We start from the raw sequence: 21,830 nt of genomic DNA, 5'->3' as shown, positions 1-21,830 counted from the left end.
TTCCAAAGATGACGAAAGACTGAGCCATGACCCGCAAGAGAGAAATCCACCTCGGCCTGTTCCTGCAAGGGGCTGGTCATCACGTTTCCGGCTGGCGCCATCCGCATGCCGAGGCCGGCAGCGAGAATTTCGACCTGCTGCGCCGGGTCTCTAAGATCGCTGAGGATGCCAAATTCGACATGGTGTTCCTGGCCGACGGCCTGACCAGCGGTACCGACGCGCATCCCTCGACCATCGCCCGGTTCGAGCCGCTGACGCTTCTGGCCGCGCTCGCAACCGTGACGGACAAGATCGGTCTCGCGGCCACGGCGTCGACGACCTATGGCGAGCCGTATCACATCGCCCGCGCCTTTTCCTCGATCGATCATCTCAGCCACGGGCGGGCAGCCTGGAACATCGTCACGACATCCTACGCCCGCACCGCCAATAATTTTTCCAAGTCTCATCCTGAGCATGACGAGCGTTATGCCGTCGCAGGCGAATTCGTTGACGTGGTGCGCGGCCTCTGGGACAGCTGGGACGACGATGCCTTCATCAAGGATAAGCAGAGCGGCGTCTATGCCGACCCGGCGAAGATGCATATTCTCGATCACAAGGGCAAATATTTCTCGGTCAAGGGGCCGCTCAACATTCCGCGTGCGCCGCAGGGCCATCCGATCCTGATCCAGGCCGGCTCTTCCGGGCCGGGGCAGGATCTTGCTGCCCGCACCGCCGATGTCGTCTTTACGGCCCAGCAGAGCCTTGAAGAAGCGCAGGCCTTCTACAAGAGCCTGAAGACCCGTGTTGCCGGCTTCGGCCGTCATCCCGACGATGTCGCCGTCATGCCCGGCTTCCTGCCTGTCATCGGACGCACGGCGCGCGAAGCCGCCGACAAGCTGGCGGAACTCGACCAATGGACCGAGTTGAAAGCCGCCATGCCGCTGCTGGAAGAACGTATCGGCCATAGCCTTGGCGAATACGATCCGGACGGCCCGTTGCCGGAGCTACCAATTTCCGACCAATTGCGCAGCCGCGCCGAGCTGCTGACCGCTCTCGCGCGCCGCGAAAATCTGACGATCCGGCAGCTCGCGCTGCGGGTGGCGGCCGGGCGCGGCCATCACATCGTGCTTGGCACGCCCGAAGAAGTCGCTGACCGGATGCAACAATGGTTCGAGGGCCATGCGGCTGATGGTTTCAATGTCATGCCGCCCTTCTTCCCGGAAGGTCTGGAAGATTTTACCAACCTGGTCGTGCCGATCCTGCAGGAGCGCGGGCTGTTCCGCACTGACTATAGTGGCTCCACGCTGCGCGATCATCTTGGTCTAACGCGTCCGGCCCTTTAAGCAGGATTTCGGTCAGCGTGAGGGCGGGGCAATCGAGCCCCGCTCGATCAGTTCGGTCGGCAGGACCAGATGGCGCGGCGGGGCATCAACGCCCTTTAGCCTCTCGATCAGCATCCGTGCGGCGGCCTCGCCGAGTTCATAGACGGGCTGGCGCACCACCGTGACCGGCGGCGTCGTAACCGCCGTCCATGTTGCGTCGTGAAAGGTGAGCAGTGAGAGCGCATCGGGCATGGCGATGCCGCTGTCGCGGGCGAGCTTGAACAGTTCCAGCGCAATCAGGCTGTCGGAGGCGATGATCGCGCTTGGCATATCGACGTTGCCAAACAGATCGGCCGCGAGGCTTCGGATACTGTCCGGCGTGGTCGCGCCAAGGCGCACCCATCGCTCCATGTCCGAGATACCGGCGTCGCGTCCGGCATGAATGAACCCTTCGATTCTTTCGCGCACCGAGGCGGTATGGATGTCGCTCGCTTCGCGATAGAGGTGATCAGGCGTATCGCAGGCGGTGACATAGGCGATGCGGCGATGGCCGCGCGCCAGCAGCAGCCGGGTGACAGCTTCTGCCGCCTGCCGGTCGTCTGCCGTGACCGTATCGACGCCGAGCGCGGGAATGGCTCGGTCGAGCAGGACAAGCGAGCGACCGCTGCGACCGATTTCTTTCAGATGTTCGGTCTCGCCGGCTCTGGCTGGCGACACGATCAGTCCATCCACGCGCTTGGCCACCAAGGTCTTGATGGCGGCACGCTCGACATCGACGTCCTCGCCGGAATTGGCCAGAACGACATTGAACCCGGCTGAGCGCGCCATGTCGGAAATGCCGCGCACCGCCGAGCCGAAGAACGGGTTTTCGATATCGCCGACGACGACGCCGATCGTGCCGGACCGGCCAGTCGTCATGCTGCGGGCCAGTTCGTTCGGCCGGTAATCCAGCGCCTTGGCGGCCGCCTTGACCTCAAGGCGGACCTTGTCGCTGACCGTGCCATAGCCGCCGAGCACTCGGGCTGCCGTGGCTTTCGAGACGCCGGCAAGGCGCGCCACATCGGCTACCGTCACAATGACATTTTTCGACTGAGCTTCTTTCATGAGCAAAGCTTTACAAGAGATGTTGACGACCGGTCAATGCGAATATAACAATCGTCAAACCAACAAGAGACCGGTCTCAATCAAAAAAGAGACCGGTCTCACTAAAAAGACCGCCTGACATCATCACGAGATCGATCTGCGGGGTCATGACCTGGCAAGCCCATGGCTTGCCCGGACAGGAACCTCTGTGTCCGCAGTCGCGATCTCGTCCCAAACCCCAGAGACGGAGAACAGGAACATGACGATATCTCCCAGCATGAAACCGATGTTTTCAGCCCGGTTGCGCTCGCTTCTTCTGGCTGCGAGCCTTGCCCTCACGGGCACGATGGCCGGCGGCGCGGCAACGGCTGCCGATAACCCTTACGGCCTCATCGATCCGCATACGATTAGCGTTGGCACTATGGGCGACGCCAAGCCCTATACCTTCACCAAGGCCGACGGCACGTTTACCGGCTTCGACATCGAACTGTTTCTAAATGTTGCCGAGCGCATGGGCTTCAAGAAGGACCAGGTGATCTTCACGGGCCAGGAGTTTTCTGCGCTGATGCCTTCTGTTGCCAACGGCCGGTTCGATGTTGCCGTTGCTGCGATCGGCACGACCGAAAAGCGTAAGCAGACGGTCGATTTTTCCGATGGTTATCTTGCCGGCTACCTCTCCGTCGTCACGCCCGACGCCAAGATCACTGACGTTGCAGGCCTCAAGGGCAAGCGGCTCGGTGTCGTCCAGGGCACCTTGCAGGAAATCTACGCCCAGAAGAATTTTACCGATACCGATCTCGTCAAGTTCCCCGACAACAACTCGGCGATTTCGGCGCTGAACAACGGCACGATCGATGGCCATTTCCTCGATTACGAAGCCGCCAAGGATTACACGTCGCGCTACAAGGCTCTGAAAATCGCCGTGAATATCCCCAGCTTCGATGCGCCGGCCGGCTTCGTGGTGCGCAAGGGCAATGATGCCCTGCGGCTCGCCTTCAACAAAGGTCTGCATGAGGCCATGCAGGACGGCACCTGGAAGACGCTTTACGAAAAATGGTTCCCCGGCTCGCCCATGCCCGACGCCTATCTTCCGCAGAAGTGAATGGAGCGCCCGGCTCTCAATAAGGGCCGGGCATCTCAGCTGCCCCTCATTAATCCAAGGAAGATGACATGAACTGGTTCGATAACCTCAGCCGGAGCTTTTTCGACTGGGATGCCATGGCCGAAGTGCTGCCGGCAATGATCACCGTCGGGTTGAAGAACACACTGATCCTGGCCTTTGCCTCGACGGTTCTCGGCATCATCATCGGCATGATACTGGCAATCATGGGCATTTCGCGCTCGCCCTGGCTGCGCATTCCGGCCCGGCTCTATACCGACGTCTTTCGCGGTCTGCCGGCTATCGTCACCATTCTGCTGATCGGCCAGGGCTTCGCGCGGATCGGCCGTGACATCTTCGGTCCTTCACCCTTTCCGCTGGGCATTCTAGCGCTCAGCCTGATTGCTGGCGCCTATATTGGCGAGATTTTTCGCTCCGGCATCCAGAGCGTCGATCGGGGCCAGATGGAGGCTTCGCGGGCGCTGTCGATGAGCTATGGCCAGGGCATGAGGCTGATCGTGGTGCCGCAGGGCGTGCGCCGCGTGCTGCCGGCGCTGGTCAATCAGTTCATCGGAAATGTCAAGGATTCTAGCCTTGTCTACTTCCTGGGGCTGCTCGCTTCGGAGCGCGAAATCTTCCGCGTCGGGCAGGACCAGGCAGTCGTCACGGGCAATCTCTCGCCGCTGCTGCTCGCAGGCGTCTTCTATCTCGTCATCACGGTGCCGCTGACCCATCTGGTCAATGCCATCGACATGCGGTTGCGGCTTGGCAAGAAGCGCGCGCCGACCGTGGTCACCAGCGGGCTGGAGGAAGTTTCGGAACTCGACCAGGCCAACCGGACAGCTCAGGCAGTGCCGAGTTTCAAGGCCGGCAGTATCGAGGTGCGCGACCTGACGATGGCTTACGGCGAATTGCAGGTGCTGAAAGGCGTAGACCTGACGGTTCGGCCCGGCAGCGTCACTTGCATCATCGGTCCGTCCGGGTCGGGTAAGTCGACGCTGCTGCGCTGCCTCAACCGTTTGGTCGAGCCGAAGGGCGGCACGCTGCTGCTCGACGGTGACAATATTCTGGCGATGAAGCCGGAAAAGCTGCGCCGCCGCGTCGGTATGGTGTTCCAGCATTTCAACCTGTTTCCTGATCACACGGCACTTGAAAACGTGATGCTGTCGCCGACCAAGATCAAAGGCCTGCCGCGTGCTGAAGCAGAGCGGATCGCCATGGCGCGGCTTGCCGATGTCGGGCTTGCCAGCCGCCAGCATCACCGTCCGGGCAGCCTTTCGGGCGGCCAGCAGCAGCGCGTCGCCATTGCCCGCGCACTGGCGATGGAGCCGGAAGTGATCCTGTTCGACGAGGTCACCAGCGCGCTTGATCCCGAACTGGTTAAGGGCGTGCTCAACCTGATGGCTGATCTCGGCACGCGCGGCATGACCATGGTCGTCGTGACCCATGAAATGGGCTTTGCCCGCCGCGTCGCCGACCAAGTCGTGTTCATGGACGAAGGCCGCGTGGTCGAGGCGGGTCCGCCCGACGTGATTTTCGACAATCCGCAGAGCCCGCGTCTGCGCCGCTTCCTTGCTGAAGTGCTGTAATCACCACCATTTCGAAAGGCATCATCATGACGAAATGTATTCGCTGGGGCATTCTCGGCTGTGCCAGCATTGCCCGCAGTACCGTTATCCCCGCCATTCAGACCAGCCGCTTCGGGCGGGTCGAGGCCATCGCCTCCCGCTCCCTCGACAAGGCGAAAGCCACGGCTGAGGCGCTCGGCATTCCCCGCTTCTACGGCGATTACGAGGCTCTGCTTGCCGATCCCGAGATCGATGCGATCTACAATCCTCTGCCGAACCATCTGCATGTGCCTCTGACGCTTGCAGCACTGCGCCAGGGTAAGCCGGTCCTCTGCGAAAAGCCGATCGCGCTTTCGGCCGTGGAGGCAAAATTGCTGGTGGAGGCATCTGCCGAGACGGGCCTGCCGGTCACCGAGGCTTTCATGGTACGCCATCATCCGCAATGGAAAAAGGTGCGGGATCTTATCGACAGCGGCCGTATCGGCGAACTGCGCGCCATCCAGACGGTCTTTTCCTATTTCCTTGATGATCCCGACAATGTCCGCAACCAGGCCGAAATCGGCGGCGGCGGGCTCTACGACGTCGGCTGCTATGCGTTGAACACCGCCCGCTATGCCTTCGGATCCGCGCCGCTGCGCGCTATCGGCCTTCTCGACCGTGATGTCAGCTTCGGCACCGACCGGCTGGCAAGCGGCCTCCTGGAATTTTCCGATGGCCGGCAACTCTCCTTCACCTGCGCCACCCAATTGGTTCCGACCCAGCGCGTCACGCTGCTTGGCACGCGCGGGCGCATCGAGGTCACCATTCCCTTCAATGCGCCGCTCGACGCGACAACGACTATTGTTGTCGATGACGGACGCGACTTGAGCGGCGGCGGTCGCGAGGTGATCGAAATCGAGACCTCCAACCAATACCGTCTCCAGGTTGATGCCTTTGCGGAAGCTCTCATCGAAGGGCGTTCGCCGCAGCCGGATTTGAGTGATGCCGTGGCCAATATGCGCGCCATCGATGCGCTGTTCCGCTCTGTGGAAACCGGGCGGTGGGAGGCTGTCTGAGCTTCCCGACTTCACCAAACGAAGACCAACGAATTGAAAGATGACTTCCATGTGTGAAAAAAAGTCCGACAATAAAATCTCATCCGCCATCGTTATCGGCGCTGGCATTTTCGGTGTTTCCACCGCCGTCCAGCTACAGCGTCGCGGCGTGAGCGTCACCATCATCAATGACGGTCCGGCCGCCAATGGTGCCTCCGGCCGCTCGCTGTCCTGGCTGAACTCGGCCCGGATGCGCTCCAATCCCTATCATCTGCTGCGCATGGCCGGCATAGACCGTTACCGCACGCTCTCCAGCCGTCTCGGCCCGGTCGACTGGCTACAGTTTGACGGTGGCCTGACCTGGGACCCGCAAGGCGAGGGCAATGAGATTGCGGCTGCCTATGCGCATGAGGTCTCGCTGGCCTATGAGGCCCGTCATCTGCAGCCCGCCGAGATCGAGTCGGCGACGCCCGGTGTATCGCCCGAAGCCGTGACGGAGGAAGGTGCGATCTTCAATCCAGGCGAAGGCTGGGTCGATCTTTCAGCCCTGATCGCTTTCCTGCTAAAGGAATTTACCGAGCGTGGAGGTCTGCTGGTCACCGACGAAGGCGCGGCGAAAGTTATGGTCGAAAATGCTCGCGCCGTGGGTGCGCGCACGAATAAGGGCACGGAGCGCAAGGCTGACGCGGTGTTGATCGCAACAGGTCCTGCCGTTCCCGCGATGGCGGCGGAACTTGGTGAAACCATTGACGACGGCACGCCCGTTGCTCTGCTGCTGACAACCAAGCCTGTCGCCCATCCTCTTGAAGCCGTGCTCAACACGCCTCGTGTCGCGGTGCGGCCGGGCCCTGGCGGTAGCCTGTTCATCGATGCGGATTGGGCGGCGGATGAAGTGATCACGACAGCCGATGGTTCCTATGAGGTCAAACAGTCGACCATAGACGGCCTGCTGGCCGAGGCCTCCAAGGTGCTGGCGGATCATCCAAAGCTTGAACTTGCTTCCCATGGTGCCGGCCGCAAGCCGATCCCTGGCGATGGCGAGCCAGTGCTCGGCGTATTGCCGAACATCGCTCACTGCCATGTCGCCTTTAGCCATAGTGGCGCGACGCTTGGGCTGATCGTTGGCGAATTGACAGCCTATGAGATGGCGACGGGCAATCGCCACCCGCTGCTCGAGACCTTCCGGCCCGAGCGGTTCAGCGCTTAACGGGATGCAAAAATCGTCCCGTCATGGCAGCGGTGCCGATGACGGGACGGCGGTGGATTTGTCAGCGCGCCTGGAGGCCTGCCGCCTCAATGCCGGCCAGGGCGCAGATTTCGTCATTGTCGCCGAGATCGCCTGAAATGCCGATCGCACCGATCACCTCGCCTGCTGGATCGAGGATCAGCAGGCCGCCAGGCGAGGGCACCATGCGCCCGCCGCTGACATCGGCCAGCATGGAAAAGAAGGTCGGCATTTTCTCTGCCCGGGTTGCCAGTTCTCGTGAGCCGAAGCCCATGCCGAGCGAACCCCATGCTTTGCCGAAGGCGATGTCGAAGCGAACAATGCCGGCGCCGTCTTCGCGCTTATAGACAATCAGATGGCCGCCGGCATCCAGTACCGCCACCGCGAGCGGGGCCAGGTTACGCTTGCGACCCTCGGCTAGGGCTGCGTCTGTTATGGCTGTTGCTTGATCGAGAGTAAGACGTGTCATGGGAACCTCATGCTGATAGGAAACGGAAGAAGGACGTCGAGCTTACAGGAACATGGCGATGAGATCGCAAGGCGTTTTCGATCTCGGTTCCCTAATGTGAATACTATGCAAATCGACGGCCTGCGGGCGTGACAGGCGGATATTGAGCCAGGGCTTATGGCGAGCTGGGCGGAGACGCCCCGGTGTGATGTGCCGGGGCGTTGGTGTGACGAGGAAGCTCAGCGGTGGTCGGTGCCCAGCGCGCTGCCCGGCACCCAGATGCCATGGAAGCCCTCATGCACGCGACAAGGGAACTTGATGACGGCAACCGGCCCCTTGTCGATATTGCGAGCATCGAGAATGACGAGATCTGTGCGGTTTTCCGCCCGCCGCCCCACAATTGTCATCAGCCAGCCGTCGCCTTCCTCAGCGTTCGCGCTACGCGGTACGAAACAGGGCTCTTCCGGCGAAGCATCCGGTCCGGCATAGAAGAGGCCGATTTTACCGGTCTGTTCGTCGAAGTGACCGAGGCAGGTGAAGGGAGGTCCCTTCGGACCGGGCTGCAGCATTGGCCATGTCTCGGGGTGATTGGTGCCGAACCAATAGTGGCGGGTACGGCGCATGGAAAAGCGCGGATCGACTACGGGCATTTCGCCGATATGGTTGATGAAGCGCTCGATCTTGACGTCGCCGCCCTTTGTCGAGAGATCGACGATCCAGCGCTCGCCGAACGGCGGCATCTCGTGAGCATGGGGATTGTGGATATCCGGAAACTGGCTGAGCCAGCCGGAATCGTTGACGAAATGATCCAGCACCAACTGGCTGCCATCGTCCCATGCGTTGAAAGTGTGCGTCTGCATCGCAACCTTCGGTGCCGTGTACCAGCGAATGGCGGAGACGCCCTGGTCGCGCGGAATGACCGCGATATAGGTCTGGCGATGGCTGTCCCAGTGCCAGTAGGATTCGCCGTTTTTCACTCGGTCCCAGTCACAGACCATCGGGCAGATGACGAAGGCGATGAAATTGCGCGAGACGAGGAAGTCGTGGACCATGGAGCAGTAAGGCGCTTTGAAACGCTCGGTGCTCTTGAACTCGCCATCCTTGCCGATCACGTAAAGTTCGATTTCGTCGCTGGCCACGCCTTCGCAATTGTAGGCGAAAGCGACACAGTCGCCGGTGACCGGGTCGATCTTTGGATGGGCGGTAAAGGTGTGGCTGGTGAGCTGACCGCCGAAATCGCTTTCGCCGCGCGTGGTGAGATCGTTCGGATCGAGCTCATAGGGGCGGCCGGCTTCTTTTAGCGCGTAGAGTTTGCCGTGATGCCAGAGAACCGACGTGTTTGCCGTATTCGCATCTTCGCCGGCAACCTCGGGAGAATCAGTGAAGGGATTGCGATAGGCGCCGAACAGTGCTTTGCGCGCGGCGCGTTCCAGCTCGAGTTTGCGGGTGCGCACGTAGCGCATGGTGAGATCCGCATGGCCGTTCTGGATGCGCACGGAATGGATCATGCCGTCGCCGTTGAGGAAGATGTCCTTACCATGCAGCGGCGGGTAGGTGTGGTCGGCGCTGTTGCGGATATACATGCCCTCAAGCTCGGGCGGGATGCGGCCGATCACTTCAAGATCGTGCACTTCGCCTTCGATGCGCACAGGTGCGGCATAACCGTTGAAGACGACGTCATTGGGAAACTGAAGCCCCTGTTGCAACTTGCTGTGCTGGTTCATGAAAATGCTCCTTCCAAGTTTGACATTTTCTCCTCCCGAAAAAGCTGTTTTCGGAAAACGACAGAGACAAGGGCGGCCGACCTCGCCGCCCCGCGTGGGTGCAATCACCTTTGAAAATTGATGTTCAAAGTGCGGGCTACGGTCTTCGCCGCAGCGCTAATCCGTGAGCTATTAAGCCAGGCAGGCAATGGAACAGTGTTGTTTCATAAATCTCCTCCATCTGAGGCGGCCTGGCAGTCATCCTCGTCTCGCCCGAGCCTCTGCGCGACATGGATCCTCTCGTGCAGCTCCCAACAGGTTTAGCTTTAGCAACGGTGAAGCAAATGAAAATCAGATTGTATTCATGATAATCATCGATACCATCGATACCTGGACGGAGGAGGAAGCCACATGCGTCTGGATCGGTTCGATCTGAATTTGCTTGTCGTGCTCGATGTGCTGCTTGAGGAGCGCAATGTGACACGGGCAGCTGAGCGCCTGCATATCGGCCAATCGGCAACCAGCGCGGCACTTGCCCGCCTCAGGGATTACTTTGAGGATGCGCTGCTGGTGCAGGTCGGCCGCCGCATGGAATTGACGCCGCTGGCGCATACTCTGATCGGCCCCGTTCGCGAAACTCTGAACCATGCCCGCACGACCGTGGGACTGAAGGCGACGTTCGATCCGGCGACGGTGACCCGGCGGTTTACCGTGCATGCTTCGGATTATCTGGTCGAAAGCCTGTTTGCGCCTGTCGTGCGATATCTGTCCACCGCGGCACCCGGCATCCGGCTCGATCTGCGCCGCCCGCCCAAGCAGGTGCTTGAGGTGTTTGATCGCGGCAATATCGATCTGCTTGTCATTCCCGAACAATACGCATCCAGTCTGCAGCATCCGCAGTCGCTGCTATTCACCGACGATCAGGTCTGTCTGGTCTGCAGCGAGAGCTTCAAGGGTAAGACGGCGCTGTCTATGGATGATTATCTATCTCTCGGTCATGTGGCCGTGCGCTTCGGTGAGGACAGCAGTATTGCGTTCGAGGACTGGTTTTTGCCGCGCTATGGCCAGCAGCGGCGGGTGGAATGCACGGTGGAATATTTTGGAGCCGTGCCGCATCTGTTGATGGGAACGCAGCGCGTCGCCACTCTGCACAGGCAGATTGCAATGTTGATGGCGAAGCATTTCCCGCTGACTTGCCTCGATGCTCCATCCTCCATGCAGCCCCTGCGGGAATACATGGTCTGGCCGAAGTTTCTGGACGGCGATCCATGTCATCAATGGCTGCGCGCCGTCATCGCGCGACATCTTTCAACATCGACCGAGCCACCATTGGATAGCGTTTAGGCAAATGGTGGAGATGGCGGTGCATGATGACCTGCCGCCGCTCAGAGCGTGCCGCCGGTGACGACGGAGAAGCCGAGATCGAGCACTTGCGACGGCGCGTCACTCAGGAAAAGTTCGGCGGCGCGCTGGCCGATTTCGATGCGCGGGGTGAGAACGCTGGCGATCGGCTGCGGGGTGTGGCGACAGATCTCCAGCGCGTTGAAACCGATGATCGCCAATCTGTCCGGTACGGCAATGCCCTTAGCCAGACAATAGAAATAGCCGCCGAGCGCCATGTCGTCATTGGAAAAATAGACGGCGTCGATCGCGGGACTGCGCTCCAGCAGAGCCGCAAGCCCGGCCTTGCCTTCGCCGACGGAGGAGGGGGCATCACGGACTTCCCGGTCTGCAAGCGTTAGCCCGGCCTCCGCAAGGCCCGCGCAAAAGCCGGAGAAACGCTTGGCGCCGCGGGTGTCGCGCTTGAGGTCGTGGCCGACATAGGCGATGGAGCGGCGGCCGGCATCAGCAAGCCTTGCCGCCGTTTCGCGCCCGGCAGCGACGTGGGAAAAGCCGACAGCGATATCGAGTGCATCGCCGTCAATATCCAGCAGTTCGATGATCCGGCAGCCGGCGGCGCGCAGCATTCGGCGTGTGCCTTCGCTATGTTCCATGCCAACCAGCATTACGGCGGCAGGACGCCAGGCCAGAAGTGCCGCCACCAGCGCCTCCTCCTTGTCGAGATCGTAGTCGGTAACGGCAAAGACGGCCTGGCGCCCGTGGTTCTCCAGCGTTCGGGTGACACCGCTCAGGAGATCGGCAAACACGATGTTCGACAGCGAGGGAACGAGGATGGCGACAAGCGGGGTCCCTGTCGAGGCTAGCGCACCGGCGATCCTGTTTGGCACATAGCCGAGCCGTTCCACCGCCGCCATGACCCGCGCTCTCGTCTTTTCAGAGAAGGAGCCGTGATTGCGCAGCACCCGGGATACAGTGCTTTCGCCGACGCCCGCGGCTGCCGCGACATCCGACAAGGTGATGAGGTTGGTCTTCTGATCCATGAAATTCAAAGGGTTGTTCCCGGTGGCTGCATCGTGTGGCTTGGCTCCCGTTATATTAGCCTACCGTCAGCGGCAGCGCCGCCAAAAAGATGTTGGCAGCGCTGCCAAAATAGATTATTCACTTTTGGCAGCGCTGCCAAAGGCCCCTGACGTCATGTGGGAATGACGAGAGCATGCGGCGGCCAAGGCCATGACCGGCCGAAAACCTTGGAGGAGGATACCATGACGATGCTCGGTGAAGCATCGGCCGCGCCCGCAGGCGTGACCGATGGTGTGGAAAATATTGCTTATCGAAAAGTGTTCTGGCGGATCGTGCCGTTTTTGATGCTTTGCTACGTGGTCGCCTATCTCGATCGCGTCAATGTCGGCTTTGCGAAGTTGCAGATGTCGAGCGAGCTTGGCCTATCGGAAGCCGCCTATGGCGTCGGTGCCGGGATCTTCTTCGTCGGCTATTTCCTGTTTGAAGTGCCGAGCAATCTTTTGATGAACAAGGTTGGCGCCCGGATCTGGATTGCCCGGATCATGATCACCTGGGGGATAATCTCAGCTGCCTTCGCCTTCACCACCTCGGAAACCGTGTTCTACGCCCTGCGTTTCCTGCTCGGTATTGCAGAAGCCGGCTTCTTTCCCGGCATCATTCTCTATCTGACCTCCTGGTACCCGACCTCGCGCCGCGCCAAGATCATCGCGACCTTCATGTCGGCTATCCCGGTCTCTGCCATATTCGGCAATCCGCTATCCGGCTGGATCATGGACGGTTTCCACGGGTCGCATGGCCTGTCAGGCTGGCAATGGATGTTTGTGATCGAGGCCGTGCCAGCGGTTCTGCTCGGTGTCGCGGTCCTGTTCTATCTCGATAACCGGATCGAGGAGGCGAAGTGGTTGAGCTCGGAGGAAAAAACCGTCCTGCTTACCAACATGGAGACTGAAAATCGGGTCAAGTCATCGAGCCCGCATGGCCTTGGCGAGACGCTACGCGATGGCCGTGTCTGGCTGATGAGCCTGATCTACTTCTGCTTCGTGCTTGGCCAGTACGGCCTGAATTTCTGGATGCCGACCCTGGTCAAGGCCTCGGGTGTGGTTGGAAACTTCAATGTCGGGCTTGTTTCGGCCATCCCCTATATCTGCACTTTCGTCGCCATGCTGCTGCTTGGTCGCTCGGCAGACCATTTCCGTGAACGCCGCTGGCATCTGGTTATCCCGGCCGGCTTTGCCTGTGTCGGGTTCGTGCTTGCCACCATCGCACCCAGCACGGTGCTGGCGATTGCCGCACTCTCGCTTGCCGCCGCCGGCGTGATCACCTGCGCGCCGCTGTTCTGGTCGCTGCCGACAGCCTTCCTGGCTGGAACCGGTGCTGCTGCTGGCATCGCCTGGATCAATTCTCTCGGCAATTTGGCTGGCTTCCTGGGGCCGTTCATGATCGGCTATCTCAAGGACCTCACCGGCAGCAATGCCGTGGGCATGTATTTCCTGGCCGGAGCGCTGGTGATTGGCTGCATTGCCACGCTCTGCGTTCCCGCCAAAACAGTCAATCGCTGATCGCGCAAAGCCTCTCTCCCGGCTGTCCGCCGGGAGAGCTTTCATTATCTCAAGGAGAAAACGCATGTCTCTCTCTCAAACCGCCACCGCCCGCGTTGCCGCCGTTATCGGCCTCGGCTCCATGGGAATGGGCATGGCGCTCTCATTGAAAAAGGCGGGCTTTGACGTTCTCGGCGCCGACGTCTCGGCTGACGCCGTCTCGCGCTTTGTTGCCGCAGGCGGTCGCGGTATCGCCAATCTCGCGGAAGAGATCGGCGAGGCGGACACCGTCATTTCAGTCGTCGTCAATGCTACCCAGACCGAAACAGTGCTGTTCGGGCCGGAAGGGATCGCCGATAGCCTGCGCCCCGGCTCAGTCTTCGTCTCGTCGGCCACCATGGACCCTGCCATTGCCCGCAAGCTGGCTGCCCGGCTGGAAGAAAAAGGCGTACATTATCTCGACGCACCGATTTCGGGCGGCGCGGCCCGAGCCGCCAGCGGCGAATTGACAGTCATGGCCTCAGGCACGCCGGCGGCCTTTGCCGCTGCCCGTCCCGCTCTCGATGCCATGGCCGCCAAGGTCTATGAACTCGGCGACAGCGCCGGCTTTGGTGCCGCTTTCAAGATGATCAATCAGCTGCTGGCCGGCGTTCATATCGCTGCGGCCTGCGAGGCGATCACGTTTGCCGCAAAGCAGGGCCTCGACCTCGCCAAGGTTTATGAAGTGATTACGGCCTCGGCCGGCAATTCCTGGATGTTCGAAAACCGCATTCCGCATGTGCTGTCGGGCGATTATACGCCGCTCAGCGCCATCGAAATCTTCGTCAAGGATCTCGGTATCATCCAGGACATGGCCCGCAGCGAACGCTATCCCGTGCCCTTGAGCGCTGCGGCACTGCAGATGTATCTTGCCGCTTCCGGAGCGGGTATGGGCCGCGATGACGATTCCTCGCTTGCCCGTCTCTATGCGCAGCTATCAGGCGCGACACTACCTGAAAAGGCAAATTGATCATGCCCATCTTTGCCGCCAATCTGACGATGATGTTTACGGAATGGTCGTTCCTCGACCGGTTCGATGCAGCGGCGCAAGCCGGATTTTCCGCCGTCGAATATCTGTTTCCCTATGATTTTGCGCCCGAGGCGATCCAGGAGCGGCTGGTGCGCAACAATCTGACGCAAGCACTGTTCAACATGCCGCCCGGCGACTGGGCCGCGGGCGAGCGCGGTCTTGCCGCTCTGCCTGAACGTTTCGACGAATTCAAATCCGGTGTTGAACGGGCGCTTGAGTATGCCGAGGCTACCGGCGTCAACCGGATCCATATGATGGCGGGACAGGCTGATGCCGCCGATGCGGATGCCAAGGCCAGCTATCTGCGGGCAGTCGATCATGCCTCGCGCCGGCTGGCAGAGAAGGGCATCGACCTGTTGCTGGAGCCGATCAATAGCCGCAACATGCCCGGCTATTTCCTCAACAGTTTTGACCGTGCCCTGCAGGTGATCGAAGCGGCCAGCCTGCCCAATGTCAAACTGCAGTTCGACATCTATCACTGCCAGATCCTGCATGGCGACGTGACGATACGGCTGAGGCGCGACTTCGCCCATGTCGGCCATGTCCAGATCGCCAGCATACCCTCGCGCAACGAGCCTGATGGTGAGGAATTGAACTATCCTTTCGTGTTTTCCGAACTGGACCGCCTGGGCTATGCCGGCTTTGTCGGCTGCGAATACAATCCGCGCGGCAAAACGCTCGACGGCCTCGGCTGGTTCGATGTCTATAGACGGAGCTGAGCGATGAGTATTCTTCTCGGCGTCATCGCCGACGACTTTACCGGCGCCACTGATATTGCCAGCATCATCGCCCGCGAGGGAATGCAGGTGGCGATGACAATAGGCATTCCGAACGAGGATTTCGATATCGGTGAGGCGCAAGCCGTGGTCGTCGCGCTAAAATCCCGCACGATTGCCGCAGCCGATGCGGTGTCGCAGTCGCTGGAGGCGCTGGCCTGGCTGCAACATCGGGGTGCCCGGCAAATTTTCTTCAAATATTGCTCGACCTTCGATTCGACCGCGGAAGGCAATATCGGCCCGGTTGCCGATGCACTTGCCGATGCGCTCGGCGCCGAGATTGCCGTGGTCTGCCCGGCTTTTCCCAAGAATGGGCGGACCGTCTTCAACGGCCATCTGTTCGTCGGGCGCCAGCTGTTGCAGGATTCGCCGATGAAGGATCATCCGCTGACGCCCATGCGCCAGTCGGATCTGGTGGCGCTGATGGCAACGCAATCGGCTTATCCAGTCGGACTCATTCCCTACGACGTGGTGTCGGCTGGCGACACTGCGATCACGCAAGCCTTCGAGGCGTCTATCGCGGCTGGCAAGCGGCATGTCGTGGTTGACGCCATCAATGACGATCACCTGCGGGCGCTGGGTCGCGCCGTGCGCGACCACAAGCTGCTGACCGGCGGCTCGGCGCTGGCCATGGGCCTGCCTGCCAATTTCGGTATCACGCCGAAGCCGGCAAGCGATGCCTCAAAGGTCGTCGATGCCAAGGTCAAAACGGCCATTCTTTCAGGCAGTTGTTCGGCGGCAACCCGCCAACAGTTGGCGCGCGCCAGGGATTTGTGGCCGAACTTCAAGATCGACCTGGAAGCACTGGCCGATGGCAGGCCGGTCGTGGAGCTGGCGCTGGCTTGGGCAAGCCAGCAGCGGCAGGATCAGCCTGTGGTGATCTATGGCTCCGCCGACCCTGAGGAAGTCGAGGCCAATCAGCTGCGCTACGGCCGGCAGCGTTCCGGCGAACTGATGGAACATGCACTGGCCGAAATTGCAAAAGCGCTGGTGTCGGACGGGGTGCACCGGCTTCTGGTGGCAGGCGGGGAAACCTCCGGCGCGGTCATTTCGGCGCTTGATATCAAGGGTCTATCTATCGGCGCGGAAATCGCTCCCGGCGTGCCCTGGACTGTGACGCTGTCGCAAACACCGTTGCAGGTGGCGCTAAAGAGCGGCAATTTCGGCGGGCCTGATTTCTTCGAACGGGCGCTGGAGATAGCCGGATGAGCGAAACCAAACTGCGCGACCAAATCGCCACCTATGCCAAATCGTTGTTCGACCGTGGGCTGACCGCCGGCTCGACCGGCAATATCAGCCTGCGCACCGAGGATGGCTGGCTGATGACCCCGACGGGCTCCTCCATGGGGACTATTGATCCGGCCCGGATTTCGAAGCTGGACGAAACGGGTCGCCATGTCTCCGGTGACGCGCCGACCAAGGAAGCCTTCCTGCATCGGGTGATGTATCGCACCCGGCCAAGGGCAGGGGCGGTGGTGCATCTGCATTCCACCCATTGCGTGGCTGTCAGCTGCCTCTGCGATCTGAACACCGACGACGTGCTGCCGCCGCTGACCGCCTATTATGCGATGCGTGTGGGCCGCCTGCCGCTGGTGCCTTACTTTCCCCCGGGAGACGAGGCCCTGGCCGAGGCGGTGGCTGAGAGAACCGAGAACGCCCATGCCGTTCTGCTTGCCAACCACGGCCCCGTCGTCGCCGGCGCTGATTTGGCCGAAGCCGTCTATGCGGCCGAGGAACTGGAAGAGACCGCCAAGCTTTTCCTGATGCTGCGCGGCGAAAAGACGAGGCCGCTCACCTGCGACGAGGTCACCGAGCTCAACAGGCGCTTTCCGAGCAAGGTCTAAGTTCGGCAAAATCTCTTGAAGAACAAGGTGTTCCAAATCTGTTTTGCGCCATGATCGGTACCCTTGCCGTCAGCTGGCTGCGAAGTGGATTTGCCTTCAGGTGCTACTGGACAAAATAGTGGACATGATCCACTATTTTGTCGGGTGCACAATTCGCCCGCTAAAGCGAACATAGTGAACAAAAAAACAAGGGGAACTCATGTCGCAAAACTCCACGTCGACCGACGTGGTGCTGTCGGTTCGCAATCTCACGGTGGCTCTGCCGCCGGGAATGGAACGCAGCCACGCGGTCAAGGACATTTCTTTCGATCTGCATGCGGGGGAAATCCTCTGCGTTATCGGCGAATCCGGGTCTGGGAAATCCGTCACCGCCAACACGATCATGGGCCTGCTGTCGCCCGTGATCAGAGTCACTGCAGGCGAGATCCATTTCAAGGGAATGGACATTCTCGCCGCCCGCGAAGAAAAGGTCCGACCGCTGCGCGGCCAGGCGGTTTCGATCATCTTTCAGGATCCGCTTTCGGCCCTCAATCCGCTGATGACTGTCGGCGACCAGATTTCCGAGGTGCTGGAGGCGCATGGCTATGGAACGGCGGCAAGCCGCAAGGCCAAGGTTCTGGCGCTTTTGGATGAGGTTGGGCTGCCTGATCCACCGCTGATGCGGCTGCAATATCCGTTTCGTCTTTCCGGCGGCCAGCGGCAGCGGGTGATGATCGCCATGGCGCTAGCGCTTGACCCTGACGTGCTGATCGCCGACGAACCGACGACGGCACTCGACGTGACGACGCAGGCGCAGATCCTTGATCTCATCCGCAACATCCAGAAGCGCAAGGGCATGAGCGTGATGTTCATCACCCATGATTTTGGCGTAGTCGCCGAGATCGCTGATCGCGTCGTCGTCATGGAGAAAGGCATTCTTGTCGAGCAGGGCAGGGCGGATCAGGTGCTGGTCCATCCCGCGCATCCCTATACACAACGGCTGGTCGCTGCCGTGCCTCGCATGCGCTCGAGCGCGTCGGCAGTCAGCGAGGAGCCTCCTGTCGTGTTGGAGGTGGAAAATCTCGAAAAGGAGTATCGCAGTTCCGGCTCATTCTTCCGCAAGGCGCGCGTCGTCAAAGCCGTCAACGGTGTCAGCTTCCAGCTGCGCAAGGGCCAGACGCTTGGTGTGGTCGGCGAAAGCGGTTCCGGCAAATCCTCCCTTGGCCGTGTTCTGCTGAAGCTCCTGGAGCCGGATGGCGGGGTGATCCGCTTCGACGGCCGCGACATCGCCGGTATGACGGAAGAGAGTTTTAGGTCGCTTCGACCCTATATCCAGATGATCTTCCAGGACCCCTTTGCTTCGCTCAATCCGCGCCACACGATCGGCCGGATTCTCACGGTTGGGCCAATCGCCCACGGTGTTTCCGTGCAGGAGGCGCGGAGCAAGGCGCTGCGGCTGCTGAAACTCGTCGGTCTCGACGAACAGGCTTATGACCGCTTCCCGCATGAGTTTTCTGGCGGCCAGCGTCAGCGCATCGGCATTGCCAGGGCGCTGATGTTCGATCCGGTCGTGCTGGTGGCGGACGAGGCGGTGTCGGCTCTCGACGTGTCGATCCAGGCGCAAATCCTCGAACTGCTGGCGAAAGTGCAGGCGGAGATGAAGGTGGCGATGATCTTCATCACCCATGATCTGCGCGTCGCCAGCCAGATCTGCGATACGGTTCTGGTCATGCACAAGGGCGTGGTGGTGGAAGAGGGGCCGCCTACCAGAATATTCCGCGAGCCGCAGCACGATTATACCCGCAAGCTGGTTTTGGCGATTCCCGGGGCGGACTGGGAACCGGCTGCCGAAGCAGTCTGACCTGGAAGACCGGCTTGCCGGGCAGCGAGATCGCTGCCTGAGCGGCGAGAAAATGCCCACTGAACGGCCTGACAAGGCTGCCCTTCCGCTGGTTTCCGAGGAAGCCGGCGATGGAGCTGTTTCGCTGTAAATTATTGATACAAAAGAAGAAATAATTGCCGGTCGGGTAAGAATTTAATTGCAAATGTCCACTATCTGTCCTTTGATCGTATTGCGAAATTGAAATACGACATGGGCGGAGAACCCGAACTTCTGTGCGCTGACAGCGCGTGGCGGTAGGGAATTTTTTGTTCATTCGCACGGATATCCAATGCACACACGTCGATCCAAACCGCCGACTATTCCGCAGGACATCAATATCGATGTGCTGGAGGATACGCTGAGCTTCTACATCCGCACTATCAATATCGCTGTCTCGCGTGATCTGGACGAGCGGCTCGAGGGGCTGGATGTGGCCAAGGGTACCGGCAAGATCACGACGCTGCTGCTGGTCGACGACTATCCCGGCATTCGCCCTTCGGTGATTGCCCATCTCATCATGCGCGATCGCTCGGCCATGGGCCGGCTGATCGACCAGATGGAGGACCATGGGCTGATCCGCCGGGAAATATCGCCGGAGGATAGCCGCGCGCAGGAGCTTTATATCACCGAGGCCGGGACTGCGCTGGCGGTGAAGATCCGCGAGATCGTGCCGAAACAATCGCGCGATTTTTTCTCTTTCATTCCGGAAGACGAGCAGAGGCTCGTCACCGATATCCTGAGGCGCGCCTATCGCCGGATCGTGGGGCTGCATGAGTGAGTTTCCAAACGGTGCTGTCGCACTCATTTCCGGTGCCAGCCGTGGGATCGGCAACTATGCCGCGGCCGAACTGCTGCACCAGGGATGGTCGGTATCTCTCGGCATGCGCCAGCCCGCTATGCCGGAATGGGCCGCCGGTCATGAGGACCGGGTGCAGGTGATGGCCTACGAGGCCGGTGATGTCGAGGCCGAGCAGCGCTGGGTGGATGCCGCTTTAGCGCGCTTTGGGCGGATCGACGCGCTCGTCGCCAATGCTGGCATCATGATCCCGAAGACGGTTATCGAGGCTGACGATGACGATATCGACGCCTTGATGGCGATCAACGTCAAGGCACCGCGCCGGCTTGCCAAGGCTGCCTGGAAGGCCTTGTGCTCTACGGGACGCGGACGCGTCATCATCCTTGCCTCGCTTTCCGGCAAGCGGGTGAAATCGGCCGGCGCCGGTAGCTATTCCCTATCGAAATTCGCCGCCGTTGCGCTTGCCCATGCCATTCGTCAGGCTGGTTTCGACAGGGGTATACGGGCGACTGCTGTTTGCCCCGGCTTCGTTGCCACCGATATGGCGGCGGCGTTAACGGATCGTGCCAGCGAACTGCTGACCCAACCGGATGATCTCGCCCGCATTATCGCCATGCTGATTGCCCTTCCCAATTCGGCCTCGGTCGCCGAATTCGCCGTTAATTGCCAACTCGAGGAGTTTTTCTGAAATGCCAGGTCCATTTGTCGTTCCCGTCCAAGGTGATACGGATCTGCCCAAGGAGGTGGATGTCGTCGTCATCGGTGGTGGGATCATCGGAACCTCGACGGCGCTCGAACTTGCCGATAGCGGCCTGAGGGTTGCGCTCTGCGAAAAGGGTGGCATCGGCCACGAGCAGTCCAGCCGCAACTGGGGCTGGGTGCGCATTTCCCGCCGCGATCCGCGCGAAGTGCCGTTGATGGCCGAATCCCTGCGCATCTGGGCGGATCTGAACCGTCGCACCGGCCGCGAAACCGGCTTCAAGCGCTCCGGCATCGTCTTTACCTGCGCCGACGACAAGCAGTTCGACGAACACGAGCGCTGGAATCGCAATCTCGAGGGCTATCAAATCGAAAGCCGCATGCTGAGCGCGGCCGAGTTCAATGCCAAATATCCCGGCAATAATATGAAGATTGCCGGTGCGCTTTACACCGCCGGCGACTGCCGGGCGGAACCGCAGAAGGCAGCGCCGGCGATTGCCGAAGCCGCGCGAGACCGTGGCGCCCACATCCTCACCGAATGCGCGGTCCGCGGCCTGCAGTTGTCGGGCGGTCGTGTCTCCGGCGTCGTGACCGAGCGCGGCGAGATTGCCTGCAAGTCGGTGGTGCTGGCGGGCGGCGCCTGGTCCAGCCTGTTCATGGGCAATAACGGTCTCGATCTGCCGCAGTTGAAGGTGCTGAATTCGGTGCTGCGAACGAAGCCCCTCGAAGGGGGGCCGGAAGAGGCGATCTGGGCAAAGGGCTTTGCGCTGCGCAAGCGGGCGGATGGCGGCTATACCATCGCCGACGGTCATCAAAACATCGTCGATCTCGTGCCGGCTTCCTTCCGCTATGCTATGAAATTCATGCCGGCATTTGCGCATGAATGGCGTTCGCTGCGCTTTCGCTTCGGCGGCGGCTTTTTCGACGAGGCCCGCATGCGGCGCCGCTGGGCACTCGATGAAGCCTCGCCCTTCGAATACAACCGAGTGCTCGATCCCATCCCGTCCAAGGCGGTCTCGGACGCGGCGCTGAAGCGTCTGGCGGAAGCCTTCCCGGTTTTCGCAAAGGCTGAAATCGCCCAGCGCTGGGGCGGCATGATCGATGTGACACCGGATGCCGTTCCGGTCATCGATGCCATCGATGCCATTCCCGGTTTCCACGTCGCCACCGGCTTTTCCGGTCACGGCTTCGGTATTGGCCCAGCGGCCGGTCGGCTTATGGCTGATGTCGTCATGGGTCGCAACCCGATCGTCGACCGCCGCGACTTCAGGTTCAGCCGCTTTTCCGATGGTTCGAAGATCGAACTGATCAGCGGATTCTGACGCTTTGCAGCCGGCGGCTCGCCCGCCTGCTGCACCGCATGCCGGCAGACACCTGCCGTTGGGAGGCTTACCGCCCGAAGAGGCGGATGCAACGACGTATCTG

General features: G+C 60.8%; 19 protein-coding genes. 15 read left to right on the top strand and 4 right to left on the bottom strand.

The window, feature by feature from the left end; all coding sequences use genetic code 11:
* Positions 1 to 26 precede the first annotated feature (26 nt).
* Positions 27 to 1,322: an LLM class flavin-dependent oxidoreductase gene (locus BJF91_RS10020; RefSeq protein ID WP_075614329.1), complete on the top strand. Its 1,296-nt coding sequence runs from the start codon at positions 27 to 29 to the stop codon at positions 1,320 to 1,322.
* 12 nt (positions 1,323 to 1,334) lie between these two features.
* On the opposite strand, the gene BJF91_RS10015 is transcribed toward BJF91_RS10020, so the two are convergent.
* Positions 1,335 to 2,405, bottom strand: a complete 1,071-nt coding sequence (locus BJF91_RS10015) for a LacI family DNA-binding transcriptional regulator (protein WP_075614328.1) — start codon at positions 2,403 to 2,405, stop codon at positions 1,335 to 1,337.
* Between the two features lie 265 nt (positions 2,406 to 2,670).
* Here BJF91_RS10015 and BJF91_RS10010 point away from each other — a divergent pair, with 265 nt between their 5' ends.
* The 4 genes from BJF91_RS10010 to BJF91_RS09995 all read left to right on the top strand — a co-directional run bounded on the left by BJF91_RS10010 (position 2,671) and on the right by BJF91_RS09995 (position 7,292).
* Complete coding sequence (locus BJF91_RS10010) at positions 2,671 to 3,486, top strand: ABC transporter substrate-binding protein (RefSeq protein ID WP_407639878.1); 816 nt, start codon at positions 2,671 to 2,673, stop codon at positions 3,484 to 3,486.
* 68 nt (positions 3,487 to 3,554) lie between these two features.
* Positions 3,555 to 5,072, top strand: coding sequence for an amino acid ABC transporter permease/ATP-binding protein (locus BJF91_RS25490; RefSeq protein ID WP_075614326.1), 1,518 nt, complete (start codon positions 3,555 to 3,557; stop codon positions 5,070 to 5,072).
* A gap of 26 nt (positions 5,073 to 5,098) precedes the next feature.
* A complete protein-coding gene (locus tag BJF91_RS10000; protein ID WP_075614325.1) occupies positions 5,099 to 6,106 on the top strand; it encodes a Gfo/Idh/MocA family protein in 1,008 nt (335 codons plus the stop codon).
* Between the two features lie 49 nt (positions 6,107 to 6,155).
* Positions 6,156 to 7,292 carry an NAD(P)/FAD-dependent oxidoreductase gene (locus tag BJF91_RS09995; RefSeq protein WP_075614324.1) on the top strand — a complete coding sequence of 379 codons (1,137 nt, stop codon included), beginning with the start codon at positions 6,156 to 6,158 and terminating at the stop codon, positions 7,290 to 7,292.
* Between the two features lie 61 nt (positions 7,293 to 7,353).
* Here BJF91_RS09995 and BJF91_RS09990 read toward each other — a convergent pair whose 3' ends face one another.
* A complete protein-coding gene (locus BJF91_RS09990; RefSeq protein ID WP_075614323.1) occupies positions 7,354 to 7,779 on the bottom strand; it encodes a GlcG/HbpS family heme-binding protein in 426 nt (141 codons plus the stop codon).
* 218 nt (positions 7,780 to 7,997) lie between these two features.
* Positions 7,998 to 9,482, bottom strand: a complete 1,485-nt coding sequence (locus BJF91_RS09985; protein ID WP_075614322.1) for a carotenoid oxygenase family protein — start codon at positions 9,480 to 9,482, stop codon at positions 7,998 to 8,000.
* A 390-nt stretch (positions 9,483 to 9,872) separates the two neighbouring features.
* Between BJF91_RS09985 and BJF91_RS09980 the strand changes: the two genes are divergently transcribed.
* The gene (locus BJF91_RS09980; protein ID WP_075614321.1) at positions 9,873 to 10,805 is read left to right on the top strand and encodes a LysR family transcriptional regulator; all 933 of its coding nucleotides are present in this window, start codon (positions 9,873 to 9,875) and stop codon (positions 10,803 to 10,805) included.
* 41 nt (positions 10,806 to 10,846) lie between these two features.
* On the opposite strand, the gene BJF91_RS09975 is transcribed toward BJF91_RS09980, so the two are convergent.
* Positions 10,847 to 11,851 (bottom strand): LacI family DNA-binding transcriptional regulator, encoded by a 1,005-nt coding sequence (locus tag BJF91_RS09975; RefSeq protein WP_075614320.1) that lies wholly within the window; start codon positions 11,849 to 11,851, stop codon positions 10,847 to 10,849.
* A gap of 219 nt (positions 11,852 to 12,070) precedes the next feature.
* Here BJF91_RS09975 and BJF91_RS09970 point away from each other — a divergent pair, with 219 nt between their 5' ends.
* The 9 genes from BJF91_RS09970 to BJF91_RS09930 all read left to right on the top strand — a co-directional run bounded on the left by BJF91_RS09970 (position 12,071) and on the right by BJF91_RS09930 (position 21,727).
* Positions 12,071 to 13,381, top strand: a complete 1,311-nt coding sequence (locus BJF91_RS09970; protein ID WP_234801606.1) for an MFS transporter — start codon at positions 12,071 to 12,073, stop codon at positions 13,379 to 13,381.
* A gap of 64 nt (positions 13,382 to 13,445) precedes the next feature.
* Positions 13,446 to 14,369: an L-threonate dehydrogenase gene (ltnD, locus tag BJF91_RS09965; protein ID WP_075614318.1), complete on the top strand. Its 924-nt coding sequence runs from the start codon at positions 13,446 to 13,448 to the stop codon at positions 14,367 to 14,369.
* 2 nt (positions 14,370 to 14,371) lie between these two features.
* Positions 14,372 to 15,148 carry a 2-oxo-tetronate isomerase gene (otnI, locus tag BJF91_RS09960; RefSeq protein ID WP_075614317.1) on the top strand — a complete coding sequence of 259 codons (777 nt, stop codon included), beginning with the start codon at positions 14,372 to 14,374 and terminating at the stop codon, positions 15,146 to 15,148.
* Positions 15,149 to 15,151: 3 nt separating this feature from the next.
* Positions 15,152 to 16,414, top strand: a complete 1,263-nt coding sequence (gene otnK / locus BJF91_RS09955) for a 3-oxo-tetronate kinase (RefSeq protein WP_075614316.1) — start codon at positions 15,152 to 15,154, stop codon at positions 16,412 to 16,414.
* Positions 16,411 to 17,049 (top strand): 3-oxo-tetronate 4-phosphate decarboxylase, encoded by a 639-nt coding sequence (gene otnC, locus BJF91_RS09950; RefSeq protein WP_075614315.1) that lies wholly within the window; start codon positions 16,411 to 16,413, stop codon positions 17,047 to 17,049. Before otnK ends, otnC begins: the two co-directional genes overlap by 4 nt.
* A 199-nt stretch (positions 17,050 to 17,248) precedes the next feature.
* Complete coding sequence (locus BJF91_RS09945; RefSeq protein WP_075614314.1) at positions 17,249 to 18,889, top strand: ABC transporter ATP-binding protein; 1,641 nt, start codon at positions 17,249 to 17,251, stop codon at positions 18,887 to 18,889.
* Positions 18,890 to 19,199: 310 nt separating this feature from the next.
* Positions 19,200 to 19,688, top strand: coding sequence for a MarR family winged helix-turn-helix transcriptional regulator (locus BJF91_RS09940; RefSeq protein WP_075614313.1), 489 nt, complete (start codon positions 19,200 to 19,202; stop codon positions 19,686 to 19,688).
* Positions 19,681 to 20,394 carry an SDR family NAD(P)-dependent oxidoreductase gene (locus tag BJF91_RS09935; RefSeq protein WP_075614312.1) on the top strand — a complete coding sequence of 238 codons (714 nt, stop codon included), beginning with the start codon at positions 19,681 to 19,683 and terminating at the stop codon, positions 20,392 to 20,394. Before BJF91_RS09940 ends, BJF91_RS09935 begins: the two co-directional genes overlap by 8 nt.
* Position 20,395: 1 nt before the next feature.
* Positions 20,396 to 21,727: an NAD(P)/FAD-dependent oxidoreductase gene (locus BJF91_RS09930; protein ID WP_075614311.1), complete on the top strand. Its 1,332-nt coding sequence runs from the start codon at positions 20,396 to 20,398 to the stop codon at positions 21,725 to 21,727.
* Positions 21,728 to 21,830: the final 103 nt, after the last annotated feature.

This window comes from Gillisella taibaishanensis, assembly GCF_001938985.1.
Taxonomy (GTDB): domain Bacteria; phylum Pseudomonadota; class Alphaproteobacteria; order Rhizobiales; family Rhizobiaceae; genus Allorhizobium; species Allorhizobium taibaishanense.
The sequence above is the reverse complement of the archived record's forward strand: the minus strand, read 5'-3'. Positions and strand labels throughout refer to the sequence as shown.

What these genes read in the sequence shown, in the direction of transcription:
- BJF91_RS10020 (WP_075614329.1), top strand. Translation starts at nt 27, where the DNA reads ATGACCCGCAAGAGAGAAATCCACCTCGGCCTGTTCCTGCAAGGGGCT.
- BJF91_RS10015 (WP_075614328.1), bottom strand. Translation starts at nt 2,405, where the DNA reads ATGAAAGAAGCTCAGTCGAAAAATGTCATTGTGACGGTAGCCGATGTG.
- BJF91_RS10010 (WP_407639878.1), top strand. Translation starts at nt 2,671, where the DNA reads ATGTTTTCAGCCCGGTTGCGCTCGCTTCTTCTGGCTGCGAGCCTTGCC.
- BJF91_RS25490 (WP_075614326.1), top strand. Translation starts at nt 3,555, where the DNA reads ATGAACTGGTTCGATAACCTCAGCCGGAGCTTTTTCGACTGGGATGCC.
- BJF91_RS10000 (WP_075614325.1), top strand. Translation starts at nt 5,099, where the DNA reads ATGACGAAATGTATTCGCTGGGGCATTCTCGGCTGTGCCAGCATTGCC.
- BJF91_RS09995 (WP_075614324.1), top strand. Translation starts at nt 6,156, where the DNA reads ATGTGTGAAAAAAAGTCCGACAATAAAATCTCATCCGCCATCGTTATC.
- BJF91_RS09990 (WP_075614323.1), bottom strand. Translation starts at nt 7,779, where the DNA reads ATGACACGTCTTACTCTCGATCAAGCAACAGCCATAACAGACGCAGCC.
- BJF91_RS09985 (WP_075614322.1), bottom strand. Translation starts at nt 9,482, where the DNA reads ATGAACCAGCACAGCAAGTTGCAACAGGGGCTTCAGTTTCCCAATGAC.
- BJF91_RS09980 (WP_075614321.1), top strand. Translation starts at nt 9,873, where the DNA reads ATGCGTCTGGATCGGTTCGATCTGAATTTGCTTGTCGTGCTCGATGTG.
- BJF91_RS09970 (WP_234801606.1), top strand. Translation starts at nt 12,071, where the DNA reads ATGCTCGGTGAAGCATCGGCCGCGCCCGCAGGCGTGACCGATGGTGTG.
- ltnD (WP_075614318.1), top strand. Translation starts at nt 13,446, where the DNA reads ATGTCTCTCTCTCAAACCGCCACCGCCCGCGTTGCCGCCGTTATCGGC.
- otnI (WP_075614317.1), top strand. Translation starts at nt 14,372, where the DNA reads ATGCCCATCTTTGCCGCCAATCTGACGATGATGTTTACGGAATGGTCG.
- otnK (WP_075614316.1), top strand. Translation starts at nt 15,152, where the DNA reads ATGAGTATTCTTCTCGGCGTCATCGCCGACGACTTTACCGGCGCCACT.
- otnC (WP_075614315.1), top strand. Translation starts at nt 16,411, where the DNA reads ATGAGCGAAACCAAACTGCGCGACCAAATCGCCACCTATGCCAAATCG.
- BJF91_RS09945 (WP_075614314.1), top strand. Translation starts at nt 17,249, where the DNA reads ATGTCGCAAAACTCCACGTCGACCGACGTGGTGCTGTCGGTTCGCAAT.
- BJF91_RS09940 (WP_075614313.1), top strand. Translation starts at nt 19,200, where the DNA reads ATGCACACACGTCGATCCAAACCGCCGACTATTCCGCAGGACATCAAT.
- BJF91_RS09935 (WP_075614312.1), top strand. Translation starts at nt 19,681, where the DNA reads ATGAGTGAGTTTCCAAACGGTGCTGTCGCACTCATTTCCGGTGCCAGC.
- BJF91_RS09930 (WP_075614311.1), top strand. Translation starts at nt 20,396, where the DNA reads ATGCCAGGTCCATTTGTCGTTCCCGTCCAAGGTGATACGGATCTGCCC.